Origin of the sequence: Bradyrhizobium sp. SZCCHNR1015, assembly GCF_032489875.1 — a bacterium.
Classification (GTDB): domain Bacteria; phylum Pseudomonadota; class Alphaproteobacteria; order Rhizobiales; family Xanthobacteraceae; genus Bradyrhizobium.
In genome coordinates this window covers 55,745-73,535 of the sequence record NZ_JAUEYW010000004.1, presented here as the reverse complement: position 1 = coordinate 73,535, position 17,791 = coordinate 55,745, and the positions used below count along the sequence as shown (strand labels likewise).

16 protein-coding genes and 2 pseudogenes are annotated in these 17,791 nt (G+C 59.8%); 5 read left to right on the top strand and 13 right to left on the bottom strand.

Annotated features, from left to right (window positions below):
• Positions 1–2 precede the first annotated feature (2 nt).
• From trbF to QX128_RS08795, 4 genes are read left to right on the top strand one after another with little or no spacing between them, the layout of a single operon-like run.
• Entirely contained in the window at positions 3–686 is a 684-nt protein-coding gene (gene trbF, locus QX128_RS08810; protein ID WP_316237375.1) for a conjugal transfer protein TrbF, read from the top strand.
• Entirely contained in the window at positions 683–1,630 is a 948-nt protein-coding gene (gene trbG, locus QX128_RS08805; protein WP_316237251.1) for a P-type conjugative transfer protein TrbG, read from the top strand. The genes trbF and trbG overlap by 4 nt, the downstream gene beginning before the upstream one ends.
• Complete coding sequence (locus tag QX128_RS08800; protein WP_316237250.1) at positions 1,627–2,829, top strand: TrbI/VirB10 family protein; 1,203 nt, start codon at positions 1,627–1,629, stop codon at positions 2,827–2,829. Before trbG ends, QX128_RS08800 begins: the two co-directional genes overlap by 4 nt.
• A gap of 4 nt (positions 2,830–2,833) precedes the next feature.
• Positions 2,834–3,055: a DUF2274 domain-containing protein gene (locus QX128_RS08795; protein ID WP_316237249.1), complete on the top strand. Its 222-nt coding sequence runs from the start codon at positions 2,834–2,836 to the stop codon at positions 3,053–3,055.
• Positions 3,056–3,113: 58 nt separating this feature from the next.
• On the opposite strand, the gene QX128_RS08790 is transcribed toward QX128_RS08795, so the two are convergent.
• The 8 genes and pseudogenes from QX128_RS08790 to QX128_RS08755 form a co-directional block, all read right to left on the bottom strand.
• Positions 3,114–3,353: a hypothetical protein gene (locus tag QX128_RS08790; protein WP_316237248.1), complete on the bottom strand. Its 240-nt coding sequence runs from the start codon at positions 3,351–3,353 to the stop codon at positions 3,114–3,116.
• A 94-nt stretch (positions 3,354–3,447) separates the two neighbouring features.
• Positions 3,448–3,609 (bottom strand): annotated as a pseudogene (locus tag QX128_RS08785) (integrase core domain-containing protein); the annotation flags it as partial.
• A gap of 261 nt (positions 3,610–3,870) precedes the next feature.
• The gene (locus tag QX128_RS08780; protein WP_316237247.1) at positions 3,871–4,818 is read right to left on the bottom strand and encodes a GDP-L-fucose synthase; all 948 of its coding nucleotides are present in this window, start codon (positions 4,816–4,818) and stop codon (positions 3,871–3,873) included.
• A 1,523-nt stretch (positions 4,819–6,341) separates the two neighbouring features.
• A complete protein-coding gene (locus QX128_RS08775; protein WP_316237246.1) occupies positions 6,342–6,473 on the bottom strand; it encodes a hypothetical protein in 132 nt (43 codons plus the stop codon).
• 1,172 nt (positions 6,474–7,645) lie between these two features.
• Positions 7,646–7,904: pseudogene (locus QX128_RS08770) on the bottom strand (transposase); the annotation flags it as partial.
• A 115-nt stretch (positions 7,905–8,019) separates the two neighbouring features.
• Positions 8,020–8,781, bottom strand: a complete 762-nt coding sequence (locus QX128_RS08765) for a class I SAM-dependent methyltransferase (protein ID WP_315801411.1) — start codon at positions 8,779–8,781, stop codon at positions 8,020–8,022.
• A 169-nt stretch (positions 8,782–8,950) separates the two neighbouring features.
• A complete protein-coding gene (locus QX128_RS08760; RefSeq protein ID WP_316237245.1) occupies positions 8,951–9,451 on the bottom strand; it encodes an NUDIX hydrolase in 501 nt (166 codons plus the stop codon).
• Positions 9,452–9,685: 234 nt separating this feature from the next.
• Positions 9,686–10,162 carry a hypothetical protein gene (locus QX128_RS08755; RefSeq protein ID WP_316237244.1) on the bottom strand — a complete coding sequence of 159 codons (477 nt, stop codon included), beginning with the start codon at positions 10,160–10,162 and terminating at the stop codon, positions 9,686–9,688.
• 243 nt (positions 10,163–10,405) lie between these two features.
• Between QX128_RS08755 and QX128_RS08750 the strand changes: the two genes are divergently transcribed.
• Positions 10,406–10,621 carry a hypothetical protein gene (locus QX128_RS08750; protein ID WP_316237243.1) on the top strand — a complete coding sequence of 72 codons (216 nt, stop codon included), beginning with the start codon at positions 10,406–10,408 and terminating at the stop codon, positions 10,619–10,621.
• 364 nt (positions 10,622–10,985) lie between these two features.
• Here QX128_RS08750 and QX128_RS08745 read toward each other — a convergent pair whose 3' ends face one another.
• The 5 genes from QX128_RS08745 to QX128_RS08725 form a co-directional block, all read right to left on the bottom strand.
• Complete coding sequence (locus QX128_RS08745) at positions 10,986–12,101, bottom strand: glycosyltransferase family 4 protein (protein WP_316237242.1); 1,116 nt, start codon at positions 12,099–12,101, stop codon at positions 10,986–10,988.
• A 139-nt stretch (positions 12,102–12,240) separates the two neighbouring features.
• Entirely contained in the window at positions 12,241–14,058 is a 1,818-nt protein-coding gene (gene asnB, locus QX128_RS08740; protein ID WP_315801407.1) for an asparagine synthase (glutamine-hydrolyzing), read from the bottom strand.
• Positions 14,059–14,145: 87 nt separating this feature from the next.
• Positions 14,146–15,390: a glycosyltransferase family 1 protein gene (locus QX128_RS08735; RefSeq protein ID WP_315801406.1), complete on the bottom strand. Its 1,245-nt coding sequence runs from the start codon at positions 15,388–15,390 to the stop codon at positions 14,146–14,148.
• Positions 15,391–15,416: 26 nt separating this feature from the next.
• Positions 15,417–16,463, bottom strand: coding sequence for a radical SAM protein (locus QX128_RS08730; protein ID WP_316237241.1), 1,047 nt, complete (start codon positions 16,461–16,463; stop codon positions 15,417–15,419).
• On the bottom strand, positions 16,460–17,740 hold the full coding sequence (locus tag QX128_RS08725; RefSeq protein WP_315801404.1) for an ABC transporter ATP-binding protein: 1,281 nt from the start codon (positions 17,738–17,740) through the stop codon (positions 16,460–16,462). The genes QX128_RS08730 and QX128_RS08725 overlap by 4 nt, the downstream gene beginning before the upstream one ends.
• Positions 17,741–17,791 lie beyond the last annotated feature (51 nt).

Sequence of the window (17,791 nt, the reverse complement as noted above, 5' to 3'; positions counted from 1 at the left end):
CGATGTTCAAACGTCCCGCTGTCCATTATGGCCGTACGCCGCAACCGGTCACGCCGTATCAGAAGGCTGCGCAGGTTTGGGACGAGCGCATCGGCTCGGCGCGTGTGCAAGCCAGGAATTGGCGGCTGATTGCGTTCGGGTGCCTGACGCTGGCGAGCGGCCTGGCCGCGGCCCTGGTCTGGCAATCGGCACGGGGCAGTGTGACGCCCTGGGTCGTCGAGGTCGGCCATCTCGGCGACGTCCAGCGGGTGGCTCCTGCAATTGCCGAGTATCAACCGACCGATCCTCAGATCGCCTTTCATCTCGCGCGCTTCATCGAGGACGTGAGAAGCCTCCCCGCCGATCCCATCGTGCTCCGCCAGAGCTGGCTGCGCGCCTATGACTTCACGAGCGATCGCGGGGCAGCAGCGCTCAATGACTACGCCCGGACGAACGATCCGTTTGCGAGGCTCGGCAAAGCCCAGGTCTCGGTGGAGGTCTCCAGCGTCATCCGGGCTTCGCCGGAGAGTTTTCGCGTGGCCTGGACAGAGCGGCACTACGACAACGGCGCGTTGAGTGCGACCGAACGCTGGACCGCCATTCTCACCATCGTGCTCGCGATGCCTGACGATGCCGACCGGCTGCGCAAGAACCCTCTCGGGGTCTATGTCCACGCTATCAACTGGTCGAAGGAGCTGTCGCATTGAACGGCCGCATCCTCACTGTGACGGCGCTTTCGCTCCTGCTGAGCGGCTGCGCCACGTCGAAGCCGCCGGAGATCCGCTATGACGCCGAGGTGCCACCGTTGCCGGCAGCGCCTGTCACGGTTGAAGACAGGCCGCGGGCGCTCCATGTGCCGCCGCCATGGAAGGTGGCCTTCGGTGGCAAGGCTGGCGCGAAGGAGCAGGGCGATCCTGTTGATCGGATCGAGACGGCCAACGCTGCGGCCCGCGTCGAGCCGCGCAAGCAGGGCTACTTCAACGCGGCGCAGATCTATGCCTACAGTCCAGGCGCGATCTATCAGGTCTACGCAGCGCCGGGGCAGATTACCGATATCGCGCTAGAGCCGAGTGAACAGCTCACGGGATCGGGTCCGGTCGCGGCCGGCGACACCGTGCGGTGGGTGGTCGGCGATACCGAGAGTGGCGCGGGCGAGACGCGTCGCGTGCACATTCTGGTCAAGCCGACGCGCGCAGGCATCGAGACCAATCTCGTCGTCAACACCGACCGCCGGACCTATCTGATTGAGCTGCGCGCCCGAGAGAAGCCTTATATGCCGGCCGTGGCCTGGTACTATCCAGAGACGCCTGCTGCGCAGGCGGCGCTCGTGACTCTGAAGCCCGTCCTGCCAGATCCCGCGCAGCGCCGCTTCCGCTATCGCATCGAGGGCGATGATCCGCCCTGGCGGCCGGTGACCGCTTATGACGACGGCCGCAAGGTCTATGTCGAATTCTCTCCCGGCATCGTTCAAGGCGAGATGCCGCCGTTGTTCGTGACCGGCTCCGACGGCAAGCCGGAGATCGTCAACTATCGAGCTTTTGGCAACGTCTTGATCGTGGACCGGTTGTTCGCGGCAGCGGAACTGCGCCTGGGCGGCGACCCGCAGCAGACCGTGCGGATCGTTCGTACCGACGGACAGGTTCGGCCATGAGCGCGGAGGACAAAGGCACGAGCGCACGGCCGAACGATCCGGGGCGGGCTGCCGATTCTGCGGCGCCCTTCCGCCTCGGCGGTGAGCCGCCACGGATCACTCGGTTGTCGCGCAAGATTCTGGCCAGCGGCAGCGCCGTGGCGCTCGCGCTGATCGCAGGCGCAGTTCTGTGGGCGCTGCAAAGCCCTGGCGCGCGCACGCCGGCGGCCCAATCCGAGCTCGCCAGTTCGGGGCATCGCGAGGTCGCGGATGGCGTCTCCAGCCTGCCGCGTGACTACGCGCAGCTTGCCAAAGATGTCCCGGTGCTCGGGCCGCCGTTGCCCGGCGATCTCGGACGGCCAATCCTTGCATCCCAGGGGCAAATGCCTGGTTCAAGTCAAGACCAGGACCAGCAGCGCCGCGAACAGGAGCAGGAGGCCGCGCGTGTCAGCCGGTTGTTTGCGACGACCGCGACGACGGCAACGCAGCCCTCGCCAAATGTGGCTCAGGGCGCCGGGCTTGGACGGATGCCGCCGGCCACGGACGACGCCTTCGCGCAGAACGGCCAAGACCGCAAGCTCGCCTTCGTGAATGGACCGGTGGATCGGCGCACCACGAGCCCTGATCGCATCACGCGGCCGGCGTCACCTTACGTGGTGCAGGCCGGGACCGTCATTCCGGGCGCCCTGATCACGGGAATCCGCTCGGATCTGCCCGGTCAAATCACGGCGCAAGTGACAGAGAATGTGTTCGATACGCCGACAGGGCGGTTGCTGGTCATTCCTCAAGGAGCACGGCTGATCGGAGCGTATGACAGCCAGGTGGCGACCGGCCAGTCGCGGGTGCTTCTGGTCTGGACGCGGCTGATCCTGCCGAATGGCCGCGCGATCGTTCTGGAGCGGCAGCAAGGAGCGGATCCCGGGGGCTATTCGGGTCTCGAGGATGAGGTCGACAATCATTGGAAACAACTGATCGGGTCCGCCCTGCTGTCGACGTTACTCTCCGTTGGCAGCGAGGTGAATGCGGGAGCCAATGGCACTGCCAACAATGCGGCGCTCATTCAGGCGTTACGGCAAGGCTTTGGCAACGCGATGAGCCAGACAGGGCAGCAGCTCGTGCGGCAGCAGATGAATATCCAGCCGACCCTGACCGTCAGACCTGGCTTTCCCGTGCGGGTGATCGTCAATCGCGATCTCGTGCTCGAGCCTTATCGGGGATAATGCGATGGCGGCGAAACTGAAGATATCAGCGGTTCCAGACGACAAGCCTGTCAAGCTGACAGTGGAGCTGCCCGCGAGCGTCCATCGTGACCTGCAGGCCTACGCGGCGATCCTGTCGAAAGGAGCAGATCAACCGGGTCCCGATCTGCCGCGTCTGATCGTGGTGATGGTGAAACAATTCATGGCCTCGGATCGCGTCTTCGCGAAGTCGAAGCGTCAGATTTAGCCTTCCACCCAAAACCGTGTGCGATGGAAGGCGAGCTTCTTCGAACCGAAGCCTTGCATCAGCCGAACAGGTCATCCTCCTGTGCCGACTTCGCGAGCTGTACGACCGCGTCGTAGACTTTCACGTCGCCCTGGTTGGTGACGTAGAGCGCCATGACGTCTTCGTTCAATGTCTTGACCGCAGCGGCGACAGAAAACGGCTTCTGCCCTGGAGTGACATCGATCCAGATGTTGCGCAGCTCGATCTTCGGGAATGCGGCGCGCGTCAGCTCGATTGCGCGCTCGAGTCCTCCGGCCACGTACTCGTAGTCCTCGTAGTCGCGGCTTTTGGGCGTGTCCTTGAGGCGATTGCGACGCTCGTAGAGCGCGCCGTCCTTGTCCGTGAAAGACTTAATCAGGCATCCTGCCGTTGAAGCTTTCGACGAAGGCGTTCTGGATCGGCTTGTCTGGTGCGATGAAGTGCCAGGCGATGCTGTTGTCCTGGCACCAAGCCAGCATCGCATTGCAGGTGAACTCGGTGCCGTTGTCGGACACAATTGATCCCGGCTTGCCGCGCCAGAGACGGCCGCGGACGACGAAGTGGCGTCCGTCCGGAGTCACAGGATACTTCAAGCCGACTTCCGCTGTCGTCCGGACGGCTGCTTCTTCGCCGACGCCTCTTTGCCGGCGGTCTTCTTTCCTGCGATCGGCATCAGCATCTCCTTCTGGCCGGCGGCAGCTTTCTTCGACTTCTTCGCCGGCTTGGCGGCCGCCTCCGTCGGTGGTGCTGTCTGCCCGACCGACCGCCGCAGCGCCGCCCTTGCCGATGATGACTAACTACTGCGTCGCCGCTTCGCGCAGAAATGCCTGGTAGGCGAGCCCGACTCCCACTTCCAGGGAAGTCGTCGCGCGCCAGCCAAGCTCCGTCAGGCGGGAGACGTCGAGAAGCTTGCGTGGTGTGCCATCCGGCCGTGACCGGTCAAAGCTGATGCTGCCCTTGAAGCCTACTACGGCGGCAACCACGCGGGCGAAGTCGGCAATGGTGATATCCTTGCCAGTGCCGATGTTGACCAGCGCGGTGTCGGAATAGGTCTTCATCAGGTGCACGCAGGCATCCGCCATGTCGTCGACATAGAGGAACTCGCGCCGCGGCGTGCCGGTGCCCCAGACCACGACCTCCGGCGCATCCGCGAGCTTGGCCTCATGGAAGCGGCGGATCAGCGCCGCGACGACGTGGCTGTATTCGGGATGATAGTTGTCGCCCGGACCATAGAGATTGGTCGGCATGACGTTGATGAAGTCGGCGCCATATTGGCTGCGATAGGCCTCGACCATCTTGATGCCGGCGATCTTGGCGATCGCATAAGGCTCGTTGGTCGGTTCGAGCGGTCCTGTCAGCATCGCGTCCTCGCGCAGCGGCTGAGGAGCAAGCTTCGGATAGATGCAGGATGAGCCCAGAAACATCAGCTTCTCGGCGCCGTTCACGTGGGCAGCGTGAATGACATTGGTGGCGATGGCGATGTTGTCGTAGATGAACTCCGCGCGCAGCGTATTGTTGGCGACGATGCCGCCGACCTTGGCGGCCGCCAGGACCACGACTTGGGGCTTCGCGCGTGCGAACCATGCGAACACCGCGGCTTGATCGCGCAGATCGAGTTCTTGGTGCGGCACCGTCAGAAGCTCGACGCCCTCTGACGACAAGCGGCGTATCAATGCGCTGCCAGCCATGCCGCGGTGACCTGCGACAAAAACGCGTTTTCCAGAAAGATGAAAGCGGTAGGACACGAGTTACCCTCTGATATGCAGCATCAAAATCGTCTTCGGTCTGATTTTATGGCATAGCAGCACCAGCGATCCAGGTCGATGACGGTGACCGCCCACACATTCCGATTCTGCGGAGCCAGCCTTCGCGTTGCCATGTCTCCAGGCTTGGACGGGGCGTTCTGTTGCATGGGTCCAACAGCATGGCCAGACGCCGGCTGACGATTTCCGCACTCCGGGTTGTGTTCGAATGGTGGTTCGGAACACATGGCGCAACGATGCTACCCGACGAGCCTCGCCGCAGCGTCCGGCGCCCGGCTAACGGAACCGTCAACTACGGAGCGCTGATCTCCGAGGCAGTGATGCGGCACGAGGTCGCGGCACGCATGACGAACTCTGCAAAGCGTCTTTGCCTGCATGATCGTTGCCAAATGGACGAAGTCCAGAAGTATGGCGGTAGCAAGCAGCAATCTGAATTCTCCGCTGCTCTAAATTCTCGGCTCCAACGGGTCGCAACGACGGCGCTGTCGTCACGAACCGCCAGACGCCATTGGCGTTTGGGGGCACGACGACCCTGCGACGCAATCTTCGAGCAGCCGGTGACATTGCGACAATCCGCATCCCACCCTTCTTCTCGCGCGAAGATCGCTTGATGGTCAACGGCTGAATTGGCGTCACGAGATGGTCCGGATCAAGATCGTAGTAGCAGATCTATCGCAAGGCTGCTGGCATCGATGCGCGTGAGGCACTGCTCCAACGCAATCGATATCGGCTCACGGAGCCCTCTCGCTCCGTCTGAGCGGCCGCCTTGTCCTGACATGGGCAGGGCCGTGTAGACGTCAGCAACGTTGCGGTTGGCCAGTTGGCAGTTCTTGCGGGGCCGGGTTCAAGAGCTGACGCTGTCTCCGCCTTCGGCCGGCGGGTTTAGAGCGCGATCGTTGCGGGGTGATACACGTTGATCAAGACCCTTCAGTCCATTCCGACGATCGAGTTCGTCGAGGCGGCGGCTCGAACAGGCGGTGCCGAGAATCCGCCTTAGCGAGGACGAGAAGGCTAGCTACCAGTAGGAGGTCGGATCCCATCTCAGCCCTGAGCGTGTGGAAGCCCAAAACCAGAACAATATCGATCAGGACTCGCCCAAGCTGAGAACCGAAGGGATGATCGGGGCCGCGACTCCAAGCTTGGAGGCTGCATGCACCGAGAAGTTGCAGCGCCCCAATCTGCGTGCCGATCTGGCCTGAGACACGTTAAGTGTCCTGCTGTAATGGATCGGAGGCGCCATTTCCCGGAGGGGATAAATTTGCACCGCTCTCAACGATGCTATAGCCGCACTCACTGAGCCAATCGAGTACCCGGTCGGCCGTATTGTAGTCCCAACCAGGGTACGACCTCGCGATGATGTCTCTCGGAGAAAGTCGGCGGAGGGCCAACGACGGTTTCGCAGAGTTTCCGACCATTACAAACACCATACTTAATTTGTCTCATTGTTACGCAATTCGGCATTTCTTAACTAGTGAAAAAAATCAACAGTTGAGTCGAAACTGGCATCAGCTGAGCGCCGCTCCTTCGAAATGCGTGAGGCGCAAGTCCGAGCGCCGCGCCGCGTTGCGCGCAAAAGTTGTTTGCAGTTTGTGTGCTTCGTTGTTGACCTCACGAGCTTGTTCAAGCGCGTCGACCATGAAGGTGACAAAGTTCGTCCTTCGGGCGCGAGGGGATGCATGGCCTTGCTGCGCAAGCGGATTTGGCCCGGTGCGTGTGTTGATCAGGCTGGAGGCCGCTCATTGGGGGCACTCTGAGCCCAACTGTTCGCTGAATTGCCGAGGCGGCGCAGGGCCAATATCCGCCATGAAACCTTCGAGGTCCGGCGGCCGAAGCACGTACCTGTCGACATCGAGGTGGTCGAATGGATGACTTCCAGTTCTGGAATTGCGTCAGATCGGAGAGTTGTGGCCGCGCAATCACAAGCATCGAAATGCGGCAGGTCGCTGATCGAGCAACGCTGCTGCTTCTAGCGTCAGCGCAAAGGTCAAAGCAATTTCGGGTCGTGCCGCCACCAAAGGATCAACGTTCGGACTCTTCATCCACCTCTGCACGAGGATCACCAACGATTCCAGCAGCGCCTTATAGCACGAGCCGATGTGAGCGACCGAGCCGGCAGATCGATACCCTGCCTTTCGGGATTTCTAGCTGGCCTCCGATCATCAGTCAGGGCGATGGTCAAACGACTGCCCGGGAGCCGGACGCCCCTTGCAAATCCGTTGCGAGACGATCACTGCGATCGGCCTGATCGCGCCAGGAGCCGTTAGCTCCCCTGTCTTCGCCAGATGCACAGCTCATTCCCGCGCGCTCGGCTGGGGGAGGGATCTGCTCTTTCCAGTCATAGAGATCTTTCGAGTCATACAAAGCGTCGCTATCGAGCAGTCGGACGGCGTACAATAGCACCGAAATCCCCACTATCGCCGCCAAAGCAACAAGCGCCCATATCATTCCGGCCCAACCATAAACCGATGAAATATGGTGAAACAATACCCGTTCACGAATGCGAAATCAATCCCAGCGTGAGGATTAACCGCAAGTCTACCAGACCGATTCCGAGGCGAGCGGAAGAAATACAACCATTAGTCAAAGGTGAGCGCGCAATCCTGCGCAGCAGCAGCCCGGCACAAAACGGAGTCCCGATGCCAGGCTCGCCCTTCGCGGGTGGTCAGCGCATCGAACTACTCCAGGTCTGCGTCTCATTGAGTGGTTTCGCTGCCATGGTGAGGCGCCGGGCTGATTAGCCCGCCACACGATGGGATCGCCGCTTAAAGGCGCGATGGCTCCATAGTCATTTAAGGGACGCGCTGGACGGCCACGCGTCGTTCTGCTCGAGCAGGATCTCGCCGACGAGACGAACGATAGCAATTTTGTTCGGGAAGATGCCGACGACCTCGGTGTGCGCTTGATGTCGCCGTTGACCCTCTCGATCGGATTGGGCGAGCGCAGCTTGGCGCGGTGCTGCGCCGGGGCGGCTCATATGGGCGAGCTCCGCCTCATTCATGACGGTTGCCAGCTTGGGCACCTTGGTTGGGATTGAGCTGATCGGCGACCTTGCGCCATTGCGCCCTGGCCATCGGGCCACTATCCGGCCCGATATGATCGGCTGTTGAAAGTCCGAAAGAACGGAAGTTTCAGATGTGACGGGGCGAGCCACATGTTCCGGGGTCAAGACTTTTTATCTGAAAACTACTTGGTGAGCTCAGCAAAGGTGTTGAGGTCGACTTGGTGTGCTCGGGTATCGCGGCCTTGAAGCTCGGCATGGTCGGAAATACCGTAAGTGAAAAAGCTCACCTTTCTAAATCCGATGTGCTCAGCGATAAGTCGGAGCTCTTCCTTTGCATAGAAGTGAATGTGGTCCCAAAACGCATAGGCCTCAAACTCGCCTTCACGAATCCTCGTCTCGGTCGGTGGCGAGTAGTGGCGGTGTAGAACTCCTTCCAGCCCAGGAAAGCTGAAGCGCATCACGCCGCCAGGCTTTAGTGTCCGATAGATCTCAGCTACTACGAAGATCGAGGCGGCTTGGGGGAGGTGTTCAAGCATATCCTCCGAATAGCCGAATCGAACAGTGTTGTCGGCGAACGGGTGTTTGTCCAGCAAGTTGACCTGATAGTAGGCTGGGTGGTCGTGCTCGAACAGGTCGATGTTGATCCAGTCGTCGAGGATAGTGCTGCCGCAACCGTAGTTCACCTTCAGATCGCTTCCCTCGATTATCTTCCGGGGGGCAGCGCGAAATCCCGCCTTGGTCCAGGCTCCGGAGTCCGGCTCATACGTATACTGTTTGTAGGTCCGAATCTTGTCTTCCCAATAAGGAATTTGCGACAGCCGGTCCAGAAGACCCTGTTGCGAAACGATCGCTGGTTCAGCTACCGGCTTGCGGGTCCGTGCTGCAACGTTGACGAGTCTCGGCGCGATGAGGCGCTTCAGGTATCGTGTCGCGCGTCTTAGCATTGGTTCCTCTTGAGTCGCACCGAGACGGATGGACGTAGGAATCGTGATAGCCAAGTAACGAGGAAGGGCGTTTAATCGAATGACATATTTACAACTGCGGCGCAACGATCGGCTTGGTCTGAGCGCCAGGCGATACTCCGGCGCGGGTGGGTACTCCGGCAACCTAGTCTTACGGCGATCCTCGCAGGCGCAAATGGCCCTGGAGGTCAGCCAACAACAGCGGGCCGAGGGCAATCTGTGCATCGAAAAGTCCGCCCATGATCATGTTCAGGAGTTCTGGAGGACTTGCCAGCAGCGTCTCGACGCCTGCCTCGGGCGCGAATCCTGGGATCCGATCGTCTGTCTCAATGAAGAAGGAGTGTACGCGATTGCTGAGACGACCTGCATCGGTTTTGTTCACTCCGAGCAAATGGACGGCCCTGCTCGGAAATCCAGTTTCCTCAAGCAGTTCTCGAACCGCTGAGCTCGCGGCTTGCTCTCCAGGATCGATCAGACCCGCTGGAAGCTCGAGAGTGAAGTCCTCAACCGCCGGTCGGTATTGCCGGACCAGCGGCACCAGACCCTCGGGGGAAATGGCGAGAACGACAACGTAGTCGAACGTTTCGACTGAATGGTACGTTTCGCCCACAGTTCCTGAAGAAAACTCGACTTCGCGGGCGGTCAAAGTCACCCACGGCGAGATCCTGCTCCTGGATGTGTGGGTTATTCTGGGCCATGACTCAGGACGGTTCATTGTCGCTCCTTGCAATGCCGAGGCATCGATGAATCTGGATGCCAAGACGGTCGGGAAAGTCTGGGAGCCTCAAAGTTTGCGAGCCTCGACGGAGGTGTAGCCTTTAGCTGTTGAAGTGACGCGGCATATCGTTAGCTCTCCTGCAATATGCGCGTGGCTGCCGGCACCAGATCACCCAGTCTCTCTCGCCGTGTCGCGCCCCATCACAGTCACCATTCCTACTTCAACATGTCGAGCGACAGTCGAGGCGACGGTCGCGCTCGCCTCCGCGAAAGTCTCGTAACCGTTCAATAATTCAACGATTGCCTGGGCGATCGCATGCGGGGATGGAGTTGCTTCGAGGGCGTTGCATCCCACGTTCCAGTCCGAAAGCGAACTGCCACTCAGGAACACGAAGGGCCTCGAACTCGAAATTGCGTCACAAACGACGCCCGACCCTCGTATCGCATAGACAGCAGGATCATGCAGCAGAAGTGCTGCGTGGGCTTGCTTCCAGCTCAATATGTATTCGTCCGGATCCAGATGGAGTGGCAATGCTTCTATTCGAACCTTACCCGCCCTGCTGCTTGGATGTCCCTGAACGCGCAGGACGACGTCTGGGTCGTGCGCGTTGAGCTTTGCTGCGAGCGCCTGCGCCGTCGCGTTCAATAGTCTAGCTCCCTTGTCCGAGCGAGCGTGACCCGCCATGTAGAGAATGAACCTGCCATTCACCGCGGGAGGTTGCTGGGCCGGCAGGTCAGTGGGGTGAGGGAGCAACTCGACAGACTTGGGCCAGATTTCGCGTATGGCGCGCGCGAAGGCGGGCGTCTCTGCGAGTAGATCCACGTTCTCAACGGCCCCCGGGGACTCCTGGAGGCGCTTTAAGGCTGATCGCCATGTCGGATCGCTTGGATGGCAGCCCACATCATCATACATCAGCCGCACGACAAAACGAGCCTGACCGCGATGCGCCTCAAATTGCTCGGCGGTTGCGATGAGAAGCTCAGCGTCGGCAGACGGCAAGAATACGGCATCTCCGGGCTCGGGCTCAAGGGTTCTGAGAAGTTCGCCGAGTTCGGGGGCAATGATCGAGCGGAGTTTGCTCGCGTCTGCGCCGGCGACCGTTAGAGTAGGTGCGTCAGGAGCATGAGAGCCTCTCCAGCCCCTGATGAAGCGTGCTATAGGCATGATCGCGCCTGCGCCGAGCGAGAACGCGGACGTGATCGTGGGCCCGTAACGGCGAGATCGTGATACGGTATCGCGATTATGTCTGAATACTCGCAAGATATCGCCGCCGCCGAGATGCTGCGATCCGTTCCATCCCTTCCCAGCGGCTATCAGCGGGCGTGTGTCGCCCATAAGGGTTGCAAACCTGGACGTGGCAAATGCGTGGTGACCACGTTCGTCGATCAAGTTTGGTTCGATTATGATGGTCCGTCCCGTCACGGTCCCTAATCTCCCGGCAATATCGAGACCTCATGCTCGAGCGGCGCTACGGCTGCTGTTCCGTTTGCCGCTCCCCTGCGACCAGGGTGTATTCAACGCATTTTTCCAGGAAGCGGGTCATGGAGCGTTCCGCTCTCGTGGCCTCGATCCTGCGACAGATTGCATTAAAGAGGTTCGGATTGAGCGCGATACGCTTAATCGCATCAGACAGCGCAGCAGCGTTGGCGCGCGCCGCGAGGATGCCGTTAACGCCATCTTGTATCTGCTCGGTCAGTCCGCCGACCGGCGTAGCTATGACGGGGACCCCGGCCCCCAAGCTGGTGGCGGCGACTCCGGATTGGCTGGCTTCGATGTGGGAAAGAACAACGGCGTGATAACGCGATAGTATCGCCGCGATTTCCCGCTCTGTAAGCCAGCGATTTATCACTTCAGCGCCGAGCGCAGCGAGGCGCCGTTTGTTTTCACCAAGCGGGCCCTCGCCGAAGACTCCTAGTTCGACCTGAAAGCCTTCTCTGCGTAAGGCCTCGATGGAATCGAGAAGCAGGGTTAGTCCCTTGTAGGGCATGATGCGACCCAGGAAAGCAAGCCTGATCGGTTTGCCTTCGGTGAGGCTGATCGTCCTCTGCTGCGCGCCATAGTCGAGATCTGGATGGAACAGCGTGAACAATTTGTGCTGAGGGACGCGCCGGGCCGTCAGGAGTCTCTTCGTCACTGCGTCGCTCAGAGTGAGGACCGCATCAGCTTGCGCAATCGTCCGATCGAGGAGAGGGTCTATGAGCGCCGACCTGTAATCACCCGGGTGGATTTCCGCATCGTGAATGATTGAAGAATAGAGAACTCCATGCGGTCTCAAAACGGAGAATACGAAGGACGACCAGACGTGCGGCATGAATTCAATCACGGCTTCAATCTTCCGATTGACAATCTCGCGCGTGATGCGGCTCCTCAGCATCGGAATGCGCCAGGCTTGGCCGATAGCGCCAAGATCATTGGAAAAGGTGTCCACGGCGACCAGCCGGTCTTCAAACTCGCGAAAAGCTGCAAAGCTCTCATTTTGGCGAGATACGGATATCGTGGCGTCGATTGAAGGACATGAGGTCGCTACGGTCGCCGCTTCCTGCACGAAGCGGGACAGTCCGCGCCGCCCCCAATAGACCAGCATGATGCGAGCTCTATCAGACCTCTCCAACATGGCTAGCTGTCGCCTTGAGAACGTGACCGAGGCCCACGTGATGTGTGTTGAGCGCCGAGCCCACCAGAACTCGGAGAGCAGCCTGTGGCTTTGACCGGATCCAGCCACGTCATGCGAGAGCACCGCGTGCCCATAGTTCGGCAAGTGTGAGCTTATATTGAAGGTCGATGGGGAAGCTTCGTTCCTCCCGGCGCAAGCGATCACCATCAATGACGCCGTGCGACACGAGCATGCTTTCGTTTCGCCAAAGCGGTCCGTGTCGTTCGATCAGCTTCATCATCCATTGTTGGACTGGAGGTGTGAAGCCCTGCTTGGGTCGCTGGCTGACTTCATCTGGCAGCAGATGACCAAAGGATGACAGCAAAAGCCATTTATGCGGCTTCTCGAAATCCTCGAGGCCGCCATGACGCATAGCGGATACCGCGTTGATGAGGTCGATGTCCAGGAACGGCACGCGCATTTCGATGGAGTGGGCCATGCTCATACGGTCGAGCAGCGTGAGGCAGTTGCAGAGGAGCCAGGTCCTCGAAAGCGCCTCCGTCACGGCTGGACCGCTGGGATATCCTTCAATCGGCCGAGTGCGCGCGAGCCAATGATTTGGTTCGACCGAAGCAGGATCGGCGAGAAGTGAGCGTGATAGCGCGGCTGACCGGCCGATTTCCTTCAATGGAGCCAGAATGGAGGTTTCCCGGGGGGCGCTATGTCCGAACGTTCGGCGTGCCCATTCTTTGATTCCTCCATTGACGCCCTTCTTACGATGCTCCGCAGCTGCATTGCGGACCCACTCGTACCCCCAAAAAAACTCGTCTCCGCCCATGCCCGAAAGCAGAACCGGCACCTTTGCGGCTCGGGCTGCGCGGCAGACCTCGAAGTACCCATATGCTGCTATGTCGGCGATCGGGGTGTCCATCGCTTGCACCAGCTGCGGGAATTGCTCGACCATTTGGTCGACATCAATTTCCACTTCCGTGAATTCGATGCCGAGAGAGCGCGCGAAGCGCTGAGCGATCAGCCGTTCGTCGGTGGGTGGTCGTCCCTTATAGCCGATCGTGAAAGCATGAATCTGGCCGGGATAGTGTCTCGCCGAAATGGCGGCGACCAGGGACGAGTCGATCCCACCCGAAAGTGCAACGCCGACCGGAACATCGGCGCTCCCCATCCGCCGGCATGCCGTATCCAGCAGGTCTCTCACCTGCGCAACCGGATCTGGACAGTGAATAGCCTCGACGTCGAGCATACTCCAATAGGGGCGCGGTTCCGCAGAGAGCTGCTTTGGCGAAAGAGTTATCAGATGACCTGCTGGCAACTGATGAATTCCCTCTATCAGGGAGTTCGGCTCCAAGCAGTACTGAAAGGTCAGAAACTCGTGCAGTGCCACTGGGGAGATGCGCCGTTGCGCTGCTGGCACGAGGCGTAGCAGCGGCTTCAGCTCGCTGCACCACCAGACTCGCTCGGCACCGTCGTCTCGCCGGTCTCGCAACATGTAGAGCGGCTTTTCGCCCAGGCGGTCGCGCCCGAGCACGAGCCGCCCCTTGCGATCATCCCAGATGGCAAAAGCAAACATACCCCGCAAATCTGCGATGCAGTCCTCACCTTTGTCCTCGTAGCCGTGAACAATCGTTTCCACGTCTGAGTGGGTTCTCAGATCGTGGCCGCGAGCCTGAAGCGCGCTGCGTAGCTCGTGGTGATTGTAGATTTCGCCGTTGCAAACCATTGCAACCGACCGGTCCTCGTTATAAAGCGGCTGTCCTCCTCCTGCCAGATCGATAATCGACAGGCGTCGCATGGCCATCGCCACGTGGGTCGATGCGAACAGTCCATCGGAGTCCGGGCCGCGATGATACAGGGCTCCATTGATCTCGCTTAATAGAGCGAGCTCGCTTTGCCGAAGTGGAGCACTGCAGATCACGCCGCTGATGCCGCACATGAGTTTAGTCCCCCATTTCCGCCGTCCGAAGATCGTTCGCTTCAGACGTGGTTGTCTCGCCAGCGCTCCGCGCGGCTAGCAAAAGGTTCACGCAGTGATCGCGGGCTTGCCGCGTGTCACGCCGGCCTTCCCTTCGATCGCAATAGCTCGTTCGACAAGGTCAACGAAGGATCGTGCAGCAGCGAGCCGCTGCCGGAGATTTCGCTCCTGAGCACGTCGTTCCGAAGCAGGATCGGGACCGTCCGGGAGTTCGCGCCAAGCGCTCGAAAGCGTTTCCGCCAGAATTGCGTCGTCGTCAGGTGGAAAGAACCTGACCTGCAGACCCTGCTCGCCTTCGAGCTGCTCACGGTGCACGGGAATATCAGAAGCGATGATTGGTCGTCCCAGCGTCTTTGCATCTTCAACGACGGTACTCCAGCCCTCGAAGAGGGATGGTTGAAGAACCAGCGTGGCGTGGCGGAAGATCTCGATCTGGTCTGCTCGAGGAACCAGTCCCAATCGCAGTATCCTGTCTTGAAGCTCGGATTTGGCGATGAACTCGAGTAATTCAGGCACATATTCCTTGTCGCGATAATCGTCTTCCCGGCCCGTGCAGACGAGTACCAGATCCGGGTGCCTTGCCTTCAAGCGATGCAGCGCCTTGAATGCAACTCGGTGGTTCTTGTGGGCCCAGAATTGATTTGCGATGTAGGCGTAGCGCCGGGGCAGGCCGTATTGCCTGTGTGGATTGCGACCGCCCCGCTCATGATCCGTGATGACAGAGCAGAAGCGCCAGACATGTGGCTCGACCTCAGGATTCGGGCAGAGATTGAGGAAGTCCCTCTTGGCCGTTTCACTGCTCAGGACCAGGACGCCAGGCTCGGAGGCGATCAAAGCGATGCCACGGTCGCGCGCATCGCGCTCATCCTCAGTAAAGAAATGAGGCAGGTGCACATGTTGAAAATCAGGTATCCATCGGATCGCCGGAACGCCCTGCACCTTGCCGCCAATTGTAGGATAGGTGGCATCCAGCTTCTGCCAAGCCGGATCGGGCGGAATGTAGGTTTGCAGAAACTTCCTATGGACACGGCGCCAGAAGTGGGCGATCGCGCCGTGCCTGCGCGGGCGCCGGTCCCGGTCGACGAACGGAAAAGAGCGCAGCTCAACGGCGAGCGGCATTGCGTCGTCCGGTACGCCGAGCAGCCTGACCTCCGGTCTCTCCGCTTCTGGCAGGCTTTCGAGACAGTAGACGAGATTGCGAATATAGATAATGCCGCCCATCCACTTGGGATCGGTGATCACGTCGAGCCCGATCACCCGGGTGGAGGGCTTGCCGCTGCTTTGGCCGATCATTCAATTCCTCGGTACCGTAATGGCAATTACTTTGATCGCCGGGCAACGCGCCACCGTCGTATCCCGCCGAGCCAGCTCCCGCCGGGGGAAGGCGGGGAAACCACCTGGCTTGGCCCAAGAAATTCCGAGTAGACCTTTTCGCGTGTCGCAATCTGTTCCGGCGTCCCTTCATGCTGTCCCTCCGTGCAAGTCGCACACGGCGAAAGCTTGGGACCATAGCGAAGCAGCTCCTTTCGCCATTCCGCCATCGCCTGGCTGGCATAAGCCGCAAAAATCGTTGGAAAATCCGTCAGTTTTCCAATTGCATAGCGTTGGGTATGCTCTGCAAAGTCGACGAACATCTGGCAGCAAGGGAAAAGCGTGCCGTCGTAGGAAACCGTAAAGTCATTGAAGGGACGGGAGCACGGCGCGGACCGGCTGAACGCGCCGGAACTCAGTCCGACGGATTCCGCCCGGTTCGATCCCAGCGTGTAGTAGTTCGTAGCAAAGACATTGATGGGCAACTTTTCGATAGTGACATGACCCTGCATCGTCTCTCCGGGACGGAGGATGTCGACCTTTATGGCCTTCTGCAAACGTCGGGAAAGGTCGTTGAAGCGCGTCGCTGCATAGGCGTCGTCGTACGGCTTGCCGGCCGGGGCATGAATGGAAATGTACAGTTCGGACAGGCCGGCTGAGATCAGTTCGCGAACATAGTCTCGATCCAGATAGTCTCCGTTGCTACTGAAGTATATCCGGGCCGCCGGCAACAGCTCTCGAGCGCGCCTGATGCGATTGAGCAGCAGCGACTTGTCTGAAGTTGGCTCGTTATACAGATTTAAGCACAAGCCCTCGTCATAGGAGATTTCTGCGAGGTCGCGCAGGATAAGTTCATAGGTATCGTGAGGCAGCAGTTTGTTGGTCGAGGCACGATCGACCTTCGACACGGGGCAGTAGGAGCATGCCCGATTGCAATGTGATGAAATTTCGACAACGACGTTGCGTACTGACCTTCGAAACAGCTCTCGCGCCGTTTCAGCGCTCGTCGGTGCGAAAAAGTGGTCCCGCGCAAAATGGTCCAACGCTTCGTTCATGAGCTGACCTGGTCAAGATGAAAATCTGCATCGAAGTGAACGACGGCATTCGGGTCCGAGTAGAGGAACTTGTCGCTCGGATTGAGGACGACGACGTTTCCACACTTGAGCGCGAGAAAGAGATGAAGTCCTGCATGGCGCGTGATCGCGGCGATGTTCAAATCGTAACTTCCCGGCCGCAGATTTTGCGCTGGAACGGAAATCCTCAGACTATAGCGACCTGGCATCACGCGTCCGACCAGAAGACCCTGCTCGTGACTGTCGATAGTGCAGATATTTCTATAATGTGCTGCATCGAGCACGGCGCGGATGACGAGGTCATCGATAGCTGAATGAACCGTCACATCCATGACGATGTCGAACGGCTCCTTGAAGTGCAGCTCCTTCTTGGCTGTATTGCCGTCCTTTGCGACGATCTTGATATTGTCGCAGACAACGTCGCCGGTACCGGAGATCAGCTCGCTCGCGCCATCCGGACCAGGAAGCGCACTCTCCCGCGTACGGGCGGCGTTGCGAGCGTTCTGATCGTCATAGGCGCGGATCACCTTCTCGATTTCGCCGAGGACCTTCACTTCGCCCTTGTCCATGAACAGTCCGCGATCGCAAACCGCCCAGATCGCTCCAATGGAATGCGAAACCAGGACGATCGACGTGCCCTTGCGCTTCAATCCAAAGAGGTAATCATAGCACTTCTTCTGGAAGTTCAAGTCACCCACAGCGAGCACTTCATCGACCAGCAGCACCTCCGGCTCGCTCACGGCAGCCACCGCGAAACCGAGGCGCACCTGCATGCCGCTCGAGTAATGCTTGACGGGCATGTCGATGAATTGTTCGAGCTCAGAGAACGCAACGATCTCATCCATGTGGGAGCGGATCTCCCGGGGAGAGAGTCCGAGGAGTGCGGCGTTGATGTAGATGTTTTCGCGGCCGGTGAGCATCGGTGAGAAGCCAGCGCCGGCCGCGATCAATGCGCCAACACGTCCGCGCAACATGACGCGACCGGCATCCGGCTTGTAGATGCCAGTCAGGATGCGCAGAAGGGTCGTCTTTCCACAGCCGTTGACCCCCATGATGCCAAGGCTCTGGCCGCGTTCGAGCGTGAAGCTGATGTCCTTGACGGCCCAGAACTCCCCGTCACGCAACTGGCTCGAATCGCTGCCGGCGCCAACAAGCCGACCGAGGCCGTCACGAAGGCCGTGTGCCATCGATCGGCGCAGCGACAGGCCGAACTTCTTGGAGACGCTCTCGGCGCGAACTGTCCAGTCCTTATCGCTCACAACTGTCTGCTAACCTTTGGTGGTAAGGATGCGGGTGTACACTGCCGGAGG

What these genes read in the sequence shown, in the direction of transcription:
- QX128_RS08735 (WP_315801406.1), bottom strand. Translation starts at nt 15,390, where the DNA reads ATGATCGGCCAAAGCAGCGGCAAGCCCTCCACCCGGGTGATCGGGCTC.
- trbF (WP_316237375.1), top strand. Translation starts at nt 3, where the DNA reads ATGTTCAAACGTCCCGCTGTCCATTATGGCCGTACGCCGCAACCGGTC.
- QX128_RS08745 (WP_316237242.1), bottom strand. Translation starts at nt 12,101, where the DNA reads ATGCTGGTCTATTGGGGGCGGCGCGGACTGTCCCGCTTCGTGCAGGAA.
- QX128_RS08795 (WP_316237249.1), top strand. Translation starts at nt 2,834, where the DNA reads ATGGCGGCGAAACTGAAGATATCAGCGGTTCCAGACGACAAGCCTGTC.
- QX128_RS08750 (WP_316237243.1), top strand. Translation starts at nt 10,406, where the DNA reads ATGGCAGCCCACATCATCATACATCAGCCGCACGACAAAACGAGCCTG.
- QX128_RS08730 (WP_316237241.1), bottom strand. Translation starts at nt 16,463, where the DNA reads ATGAACGAAGCGTTGGACCATTTTGCGCGGGACCACTTTTTCGCACCG.
- QX128_RS08800 (WP_316237250.1), top strand. Translation starts at nt 1,627, where the DNA reads ATGAGCGCGGAGGACAAAGGCACGAGCGCACGGCCGAACGATCCGGGG.
- QX128_RS08765 (WP_315801411.1), bottom strand. Translation starts at nt 8,781, where the DNA reads ATGCTAAGACGCGCGACACGATACCTGAAGCGCCTCATCGCGCCGAGA.
- asnB (WP_315801407.1), bottom strand. Translation starts at nt 14,058, where the DNA reads ATGTGCGGCATCAGCGGCGTGATCTGCAGTGCTCCACTTCGGCAAAGC.
- QX128_RS08775 (WP_316237246.1), bottom strand. Translation starts at nt 6,473, where the DNA reads ATGGTCGACGCGCTTGAACAAGCTCGTGAGGTCAACAACGAAGCACAC.